We start from the raw sequence: 1776 nt of genomic DNA, 5'->3' as shown, positions 1-1776 counted from the left end.
CGCAACGGACGGGACCGGGCCGCCGTGCGGGACGGGCGCGCCGAACGCGCCACCGTTCCCGCCCGCCCCGGGGGACGCGTACGCCGGCCCGAACGCGCCCTGCCCGGGCGCCCGCAACCCCATCGTCTCCGTCGGGGACGGCCCCGACCCCGGCTGCGGCGCGCCGGCCGCGTGGTGCGCCAGCTGCGCCACCACAGACGCCGGCAGCCAGCTCTCCCCACGCCGCAGCCCCCGCTCCGGATCGACCGCGGCGCACATCCGCACGACCTCCGCCGGGGTCGGCCGGCACGTCGGATCCTTCTCCAGGCAGGCGGCCACCAACTCCCGCAGGTAGTCAGGGAGTTCCCCGAGCTTGGGCTCCTCGTGCACGATGCGGTACAGCACGCCGTGCGACGGCCCGTCGCCGAACGCGCCCGCGCCGGTCGCCGCGAAGGCGGCGATCTGGCCGAGCGCGAACACGTCGGTCGCCCCGGTGATCTCCCCGCCGAGCGCCTGCTCGGGGGCCATGAAGGCGGGCGTCCCGATGGCGGAGCCCGTGCGGGTGAGCGCGGTCCCGTCGACGGCGCGCGCCACACCGAAGTCGATGACGCGCGGCCCGTCGGTGGCGAGCAGCACGTTCGACGGCTTGAGGTCCCGGTGTACGACCCCGGCGCGGTGGATGTCCTGCAGCGCCTCGGCCACCCCGGCCGTCAGCAGCAGCACCGTCTCGCGGGGCAGTGGCCCATGGTCTTTGACGGCCTTCGCGAGGGAGGGACCGGCGACGTACGCGGTCACGAGCCAGGGCAGCGGCCCCTCGGTGTCGCTGTCGACGACCGGTACGGTGCACACGCCCTGGACGCGGCGCGCGTGGGCGACCTCCTGCCGGAACCGCTCGCGGAAGTCGGGGTCGCCGGCGAGCGCCGGCTGGATCACCTTCACGGCGACGGGCCTTCCGGCGGGGGTGTGGGAGAGATAGACGCACCCCATGCCTCCGGCGCCGAGGCGCGCCACGAGGCGGTACTCCCCGACCGCACGGGGATCGTCGCCCTCCAGCGGCTCGAAGGTTCCCGCCGGCGTCCCCGTACCCGTCTGCACTGCCCGACTCCCGTCAGCGTTCCACTGCCCGTCGCCCAACTCGTCGGGCACCCTACCGGTGTGGGAACGAGGAACCGCCTGCGGGTACGACAAAGCCCCGACTGGACGGGGGATTCCAGCCGGGGCCGTGTGTCGTGACCGGAACGGCTGCCTCACCCGGGGGGAGGGGCGGGCACGCCGTAGCTTCACGGTCACATATGCATGAACGATAAACCATGCTCCGGTGTTCCGGACTTCTCCACCCCTAGGGTGTGAGACACCTCACGAGAGCACCCACCGGGCATTTCCCCCCGACCGGGGGCCGGCGGAGCGCGTGGATCTTGCTCGGATCGGCTCGGCGTCGTGCGGGCCCGGGCGGTGAACAGCCCTGCGGCGAGGGCGCTTTGCGGAGCGTTCCGCTCCGCGCCCCGCTCCGCACCGCGCGCGCAGGCGTGGTCTAGGGTGGGCCGTTCGCGCCCGTGTGCCCACGGGTCCGTGGGGGCTGTACGAGGGGGGTGGTCGCATGTCCGGACGTTCGCGTCGCGCCGTCGCGGCCGCCCTGGCGTCCGTCGTGCCCGTGCTCTGGTCGCTGTTCCTCGTCCTGGCGGGCGGGGACGTGGCGAGCGCGGCCCCGGCTCCCCCGAGCCGCCCGGCCGCCTCGGCCCCGGCACCCACCGTGGGCGCGATCGGCGAGACCGTGCCCCAGGCGGCGACCGCCGGGGT

General features: G+C 75.2%; 1 protein-coding gene and 1 pseudogene. One reads left to right on the top strand and one right to left on the bottom strand.

The window, feature by feature from the left end; genetic code table 11:
- Nucleotides 1-1074: serine/threonine-protein kinase (locus VIU94_RS43835; protein ID WP_331921178.1), on the bottom strand; the 1074-nt coding region annotated here is incomplete at its 3' end.
- A 502-nt stretch (nt 1075-1576) separates the two neighbouring features.
- Here VIU94_RS43835 and VIU94_RS43830 point away from each other — a divergent pair.
- Nucleotides 1577-1776: pseudogene (locus VIU94_RS43830) on the top strand (bifunctional RNase H/acid phosphatase); the annotation flags it as partial.

The sequence above is a fragment of the Streptomyces sp. genome (genome assembly GCF_036566765.1).
GTDB lineage: Bacteria > Actinomycetota > Actinomycetes > Streptomycetales > Streptomycetaceae > Streptomyces.
Note: the sequence above shows the minus strand (reverse complement) of the source record. Positions and strands in the feature narration are given on the sequence as shown.